Origin of the sequence: Streptomyces solicavernae (assembly GCF_029968095.1) — a bacterium.
GTDB lineage: Bacteria > Actinomycetota > Actinomycetes > Streptomycetales > Streptomycetaceae > Streptomyces > Streptomyces solicavernae.
Genome location: NZ_JASCIR010000025.1, coordinates 89622 through 96492, shown reverse-complemented (window position 1 = coordinate 96492; position 6871 = coordinate 89622). Strand labels below are relative to the sequence as shown.

The following is a 6871-nucleotide window of genomic DNA, read 5'->3' as shown; positions in this document are numbered from 1 at the left end:
GCGGGGGCGGGGGGGGCCCCCCCCCGCCCCCCCCCCCCGGCCGGTTGCCGTACCGGAGGAACCGCTACAGGCCCAACGCCCGCTTCAGGAAGTCCACTTGAAGCAGCAGCAGATTCTCCGCGACCTGCTCCTGCGGCGTCATGTGCGTCACCCCCGACAGCGGCAGCACCTCATGCGGCCGCCCCGCCGCAAGCAGCGCCGAGGACAGCCGCAGGGTGTGCGCCATCACCACGTTGTCGTCGGCCAGGCCGTGCACGATCATCATCGGCCGGGCCGGCTCCGCCGCGCCCGACAGCCCCGCGTCCGTGACGAGCGAGTTCGCCGCGTACACCTCCGGCTGCGCCTGCGGATCGCCCAGGTACCGCTCCGTGTAGTGCGTGTCGTACAGCCGCTGGTCCGTGACCGGGGCGCCGACGATCGCCGCGTGGAAGACGTCCGGGCGGCGCAGCGCGGCGAGGCCCGCCAGGTAGCCGCCGAAGGACCAGCCGCGGATGGCGACCCGGGACAGGTCGAAGGGGAACTTGTCCGAGAGTGCGTGCAGCGCGTCGACCTGGTCCGCCAGGACGACAGCCGCCAGCTTGTCCCGGATCTCCTTCTCCCAGGCGGGAGTCCGCCCCGGCGTGCCCCGGCCGTCTGCCACCAGGACGGCGAAGCCCTGGTCGGCGAACCACTGCGAGGTCAGATACGGGTTGTGCGCCGCCACCACGCGCGCGTGATGCGGCCCGCCGTACGGGTCGAGGAGGACGGGGAGCGGACCGTCGCCCTCGCGGTAGTGCGTCGGGAGCAGGACGGCGCACGGGATCCGGCGCGCGCCCGCCTCGGTGAGCGTCACCCTCGGCGTGATGTCCGGCAGCTCCGCGTACGAGGCGATCTGCGCCAGCTGTTTGCCGTCCCGCAGGACCTGGACCTGAGCCCCGGGGTGTGCGGGGCGCGCCGAGACCAGCACCGTCACCCCGCCCGAGCGCACCGCGGAGTGCACGCCGGGCTCCTGCGAGACGCGCTCCACACCCAGCTCGTTGACCCGGTAGACGTGGGTCTCGCCGGTCTCGGGGCTCTTGGCGGCCGCCCCCGCCGAGGCCGCGATCAGCACGTCCTCGTCCGCGATGTCCAGGACCGCCCGCACCTGCAACTGCGGCCCGGTCAGCGGCCGTTCGCCGACCGTCAGGACCCGCGCCCCGCCCTCGTCCGCGATCCGCACCAGCTGCCCGGAAGGCGTCCACGCGGGCACGCCGGGCAGCAGCTCCAGCCAGTCCGGGTCGTCGTCGGCGTGCACCATGCGGGTCGACCCGGTGTCCGGGTCCACCGCCAGGTACAGCTGGTCGCGCTGGTCCCGCGCCTGGACGAGCAGCAGCGGCGTCCCGGCCGACGACCAGTGCACGCGCGCCAGATACGGGTACCGGGCCCGGTCCCACTCGACCTCGGTGCGCGAGCCGTCCAGGCCGAGCACGCAGAGCCGTACGTCCGCGTTGGGCGTGCCCGCCGCCGGGTACGCCACCGGGGCCGGCTCGCGGTCGGGGTGGGCCGGGTCGGCGATCCACCAGCGCTGCACGGGGGCGTCGTCCACCCGGGCGACCAGGAGGCGGTCCGAGTCGGGCGACCACCAGAAGCCGCGCGAACGCCCCATCTCCTCGGCCGCGATGAACTCCGCGAGGCCGTACGTCACGGTCCCGGTCTCCCCGCCCGGCCCCGGGACGCCCGACCCCGAGGCGCCCGGCCCCGGGTCCGGCTCGGCGAGCGCCCGGTCGTCCGCGCCCTCGGCGCCCACCACGCGCAGGGCGCCGCCGCTGACGTACGCGACATGGCGGCCGTCGGGCGCGGGGCGCGGGTCGATCACCGGGCCCGGAACGGGCAGTTCACGTGCCGTGCCCGCGCGCAGCTCGGCCGTGAACAGGCGGCCGGAGAGCGCGAAGGCGGCCAACTCCACGGCCGCGTCGGTGGCGTAGCCCACGATGCCCGCGCCGCTCTCGCGGCTGCGCTCGCGGCGGGCGCGCTCCTGCGCCGACAACCGCTCGCTCGCGCCGTGCAGCAGGGCCGCCGGGTCCGCGGCGACCCGCTCCGCCGCGTCCGTCTCCGCGGCGGCCTCGGTATCGAGGACCCACAGCACGGTCTGCCGGTCCGTGCCGGAGCGGGAACGCAGGAACACCACCCGCGATCCATCAGGTGAGACGGTGAATGCGCGGGGCGCACCGAGCGAGAACCGCTGCGTACGGGCGTGCCGGCGGGGGAATGAGGCCCTGGGGCTCTGCGGCGACTGCGGGGGCAGTGGGGAGGTCATGCACCGAGGCTACTGATCGCGCCGCCGCTATGCGCCCCTCGTGCTGCCATGCACCGATCCATGCCGACACACGGAAAGTTATGATCCGTGGCACTGGGTGGGTATACCCCTGGCGTGTGCCGAACTGGCGTGCGCCGTCCCGGTGTTGAGGCGGTCCGAGCGGGCCGCCCGCTTGCTGTCCGACGTCCCGACGTCCCGTCGTCCTATGGAGGTGAACCGCCGTGGCCCTGTCGATTTCGGCGGTGGTGCTGTTCGCGATCATCGTCGTACTTCTGATCAAGAAGTCAGGGTTGAAGGCGGGGCACGCGATCGTGTGTGTGCTGCTCGGTTTCTATCTGGCCAGCTCCTCGATCGCTCCCACGATCAGCGAGGTGACGACCAACGTGGCGGGCATGCTGGGCGACCTGAAGTTCTGACCCGGACGGGACCCGGGGGCGCGCGCCGCGCCTCGTAGGCTGGGGGCATGACGGAACTGGCGGACCGGCGGCTGCTCCTGGTGCACGCGCATCCCGACGACGAGTCGATCAACAACGGCGCGACCATGGCCACGTACGCCGCACAAGGCGCCCATGTCGCGCTCGTGACCTGCACCCTCGGCGAGGAGGGCGAGGTGATCCCGCCTGCCCTCGCCCACCTCGCCGCCACGCACGAGGACACCCTCGGCGCCCACCGCGCCGAGGAGCTCGCCGCGGCGATGAAGGAGCTCGGCGTCGCCGACCACCGCTTCCTCGGCGGGCCCGGACACTTCCGCGACTCCGGGATGATGGGCGCCGAGCAGAACCACCGCGCGGGCGCCTTCTGGTCCGCCGACGTGGACGAGGCGGCCGCGCTGCTCGTCGAGGTGATCCGCGAACTGCGCCCCCAGGTGCTGATCACGTACGACCCTGACGGGGGCTACGGGCACCCCGACCACATCCAGGCCCACCGCGTCGCCATGCGCGCCGCCGTACTCGCCGCCGAGCCCGCCTTCCGCCCGGACCTCGGCGCCGCGCACGACATCGCCAAGATCTACTGGAACCGCGTACCCCGCTCCGTCGGCGAGCGCCTCTTCGCCGAGCTGACCGAGAACGCCGTGCACGGACTCCCGTGGGCGGCCGCGCAGCTGGCCGACGTGCCGGGCGTGGTGGACGACGACCGCATCACCACCGTGGTCGACGGCCGCCCCCAAGTCGCCCGCAAGGCCGCCGCGATGCGCGCGCACGCCACCCAGATCGCCGTCGAGGCGCCGTGGTTCGCGCTCTCCAACGACCTCGCCCAGCCGTTGTTCGACACCGAGTACTACGAGCTGGTGCGCGGCCGCTCCGGCGCGGCGCCCGGCGAGCGCGAGCACGACCTCTTCGCGGGCCTGCCCACCGAGGGCGCGGGCGCGCACCCGGACCCCCCACAGGACGACCGAGGAACGGTGACCCGTACGTGAGCACGCGCGCAAACGCCCCCGGAGGCCTCCCGGCCCCGCCCCGTCTGACGCCCGCCCGGATCCTGGTCCACGTCCTGCTGCTCGCCGTCGGCGCGGTCGCGGGCGCCGCGGGCGCGCTCATCCAAGCCGCCTGGTTCCCGGGCGGGTTGCTGCTCGCCCTGCTCGGCGCGGCCGGCGTCTGCTACGGCGGGGCGCGCGCCACCGGCACCAAAGGTGGCGGCTTCGCGGCAGGCGCCGGCTGGCTGGTCGCGGTGATCCTGCTGACCACGAGCCGGCCCGAAGGGGACTTCGTGTTCGGTGCCGGACTTGGCTCGTATGTCTACTTGTTGGGCGGAATGGCCCTTGCTGTGATGTGTGCCACGGTCGCTGTGCCCTCGCAACCGATGGGTCCTGGCGGCCGACTTGGCAAGTGACGTCCCCCTATGGACCGCCGGGCGTACGGGATTGACCGCGGTCGCCCACTGACCGCCGCGCGCGGCCAGTATGGTGGTGCGCGCCGCCGAGCCGCCCGCGCTGGCACCGAGCTTGTGCCGACGGAGGTTCGGCGGGCGGCGAAGCCGATCGGGAGAACCTGCCTTGAGTCGTGAAACTGACAGTTCGTCCTCCGGGCCCCAGGGGCGCGGTGGAGCCGCGTACCCCTCGGGGACTCCGCCGTACGGACCGCCCGGCGGCGAGCGCAGCGGAGCCGCCGACCGTACTCCGCAGGGCGCGCCCTGGCAGCAGGGCGCCGAGCCCGAGGCCGAGCAGCCCGAGGCTGCGGCGGACGGGCCGGAGACGCAGACCACGCTGACCACCCGCATCCGGATCAACATCCCCGGCTCGCGGCCCATCCCGCCCGTCGTGATGCGCACCCCGGTCGGCGAGGGCGACACCGCGGAGGCCGCGGGCCCCTCGTCGCCGATCGGCGGCCGCACCGCACCCGGCACGGCTTCCGGAGGCGGGCCTTCCGGCGCTCCTTCGGGTGGTCCGGGAGCTCCCGCCGGCGCACAGGGCGCGCCCCGCGGCGCGTCGGCGCCCGCGGCCGACGCCCCGGCGGAGAAGACCAGCGACTGGTTCGCGCCCCGCAAGCCCGCGCAGCCGACGGGCGCTTCGGGCGGCCAGGGCGGGGGTCCGGGCGGGGCTCCGGGTGTTCCGGGGGGCGCTCCTGACGGGGCTCCTGGCGGGGCTCGTGGTGGGGCTCCTGGTGGCGTGGCCTCGGGTGGTGCTCACGGTGCTCCGGGTGGTGCTCACGGTGCTCCGGGCGGTCCTCGCGGTGCTTCGGGTGGTGCTCACGGTGCTCCGGGCGGTGCTTCGGGTGTTGCTCCCGGTGCTCCGGGTGGTGCTCACGGCGGCTCGTCCGCGGGCGGTGGCGGTACGCGCGGGGACCTGCCGTACTTCTCCGAGACCGGCGAGGGCCAGGGGCGGGGCCAGGCCGGTCCCGGTGCGCCTGGCCCCGGTCCCGGTGCGCCCGGCCCCGGCCGCGGTCCCGGTGGCGGCCACGGTCCCGGTGGCGGTGCCCCCGGCGGTGGCGGTGCGCCCGGCATCGGAGGCGCCCCCGGCATCGGAGGCGCCCCCGGCATCGGAGGTGCGCCCGGCGTCGGCGGCGCCCCCGGTTCCGGCGCCGGTGAGCAGGGCAGCGACAACCCGCTCGCCCGCTCCAGCCTGTTCGGGCCCCACTCCGGTGCGCAGCAGGGTCCGCAGTCCGGTGCGCCGACACCCCCCGGCCCCGGCTCGTCCGGCCCCTCCGGCCCGACCGGTGGCCCGGCGACGGGTGACGGCCCGGTGCTGCCCGCCGCGTTCCAGAAGGGCGCGGCCGCGGGCAACGGCATCGGCGCGGGCCCGGCCGGCCCCGCCCCCGCAGGACCGGCCGCCGCCGACGACACCGCCCTGCTCACCCCGCAGCCCGGCGAAGGCGGCTCGCCCGGCGCCCGGCAGCACGTCTCCGGCGACACCCTGACCAGCGGCATCCCGGTGGTGCCGTCGAGCCCGCAGGCCCGGACCGGCTTCCCCGGCGCCGGACCGTCCGCACCGCAGTCCCGGCACACCCCGCCGGTCCTCCCGGACCCGCCCGCCCCCCGGCAGCAGCGGCCCGCCGACGACCACGACGAGGTGGACGCGTACGAGGAGGAGACCGCGCCGACGTCCCGGAAGAGCGCCAGGAAGGGCCGCAACAAACCGGCCCTGATCGGCGCGGGCGTCCTCGGCCTGGTCGGACTCGCGTACGGCGCGGGGCTCCTGATGAACCACTCGGACGTCCCGAAGGGCACCACGGTGCTCGGCGTCGACATCGGCGGCGGCACCAGCGACGAGGCCGTGCAGAAGCTGGACGCGGCGATGAAGAAGCGTGCCGCGCAGCCCCTCCAGCTCGCGATCGACGGCGACAAGGCCACGCTGGACCCGACCAAGGCCGGCCTCTCCGTCGACGTCCAGGAGACGGTCCGCGCGGCCACCGGCAGCGACTACAACCCGGTCTCCGTCATCGGCTCCCTCTTCGGCGCCGAGCGCGAGGTCGAGCCGGTGATGCCGACGGACAAGGAGAAGCTGCGGGACGCCCTGGAGCGCGTCGCCGGCACCTCCGGCTCGGCCGCCGAGGCGACCATCAAGTTCCTGCCCGGCAAGGCCGTCCCGTCGTACGGCAAGTCCGGCAAGACGCTCAACCCGGAGGGCTCGGTCGCGGCCGTGGAGGCGGCCTACCGCACCCAGGTCGAGACCGGCGCCACCGACCCGGTCCAGCTCCCGGTCTCCGCGGCCGACCCGAACGTCCCGAAGGCCGAAGTCGACCGGATGATGAAGGAGTTCGCCACCCCGGCGATGTCCGGCCTCATCACGGTCCGCACGGACGCGGCCCACACGGTGTCGTTCAGCCCCGAGAAGTCGATCTACAAGTTCCTGCGCGTTGTCCCCAGCGAGGACCGCACCCGCCTCGTCCCGTACTACGACCGCGAGGTCCTGAAGGAGCTGTACGGCGACACGTTCGACGACGTGCGGCTGACCATGGCCGACGGCACCGAGAAGCCGGTCACCCCGGCGCTCGTGGCGCAGGCCGTGAACCGCGCGCTGGTCGGGAAGACGCCCGCCGAGCGCATCGTCCGGATCGGCCCGCAGCAGCAGAACTGACCGCACCCGCCACACCCGTACGGCACGACCCCCGAAGGTCGTGCCGTACGCCTGTGCACGGGTCCCAGTTCACGTGCGTACGG

5 protein-coding genes are annotated in these 6871 nt (G+C 74.9%); 4 read left to right on the top strand and 1 reads right to left on the bottom strand.

Features of this window, described 5'->3' with window-relative positions:
* Positions 1-64: 64 nt before the first annotated feature.
* The gene (locus tag QIS99_RS24360) at positions 65-2275 is read right to left on the bottom strand and encodes a prolyl oligopeptidase family serine peptidase (protein ID WP_282515763.1); all 2211 of its coding nucleotides are present in this window, start codon (positions 2273-2275) and stop codon (positions 65-67) included.
* A 221-nt stretch (positions 2276-2496) separates the two neighbouring features.
* Between QIS99_RS24360 and QIS99_RS24355 the strand changes: the two genes are divergently transcribed.
* From QIS99_RS24355 to QIS99_RS24340, 4 genes are all read left to right on the top strand, one after another.
* Positions 2497-2691 (top strand): DUF2304 family protein, encoded by a 195-nt coding sequence (locus QIS99_RS24355; RefSeq protein WP_282515762.1) that lies wholly within the window; start codon positions 2497-2499, stop codon positions 2689-2691.
* Positions 2692-2738: 47 nt separating this feature from the next.
* A complete protein-coding gene (gene mshB, locus QIS99_RS24350; RefSeq protein WP_282515761.1) occupies positions 2739-3692 on the top strand; it encodes an N-acetyl-1-D-myo-inositol-2-amino-2-deoxy-alpha-D-glucopyranoside deacetylase in 954 nt (317 codons plus the stop codon).
* On the top strand, positions 3689-4105 hold the full coding sequence (locus QIS99_RS24345; protein ID WP_282515760.1) for a DUF6113 family protein: 417 nt from the start codon (positions 3689-3691) through the stop codon (positions 4103-4105). The genes mshB and QIS99_RS24345 overlap by 4 nt, the downstream gene beginning before the upstream one ends.
* 163 nt (positions 4106-4268) lie before the next feature.
* A complete protein-coding gene (locus tag QIS99_RS24340) occupies positions 4269-6788 on the top strand; it encodes a hypothetical protein (protein WP_282515759.1) in 2520 nt (839 codons plus the stop codon).
* The last annotated feature ends 83 nt before the right edge of the window (positions 6789-6871 follow it).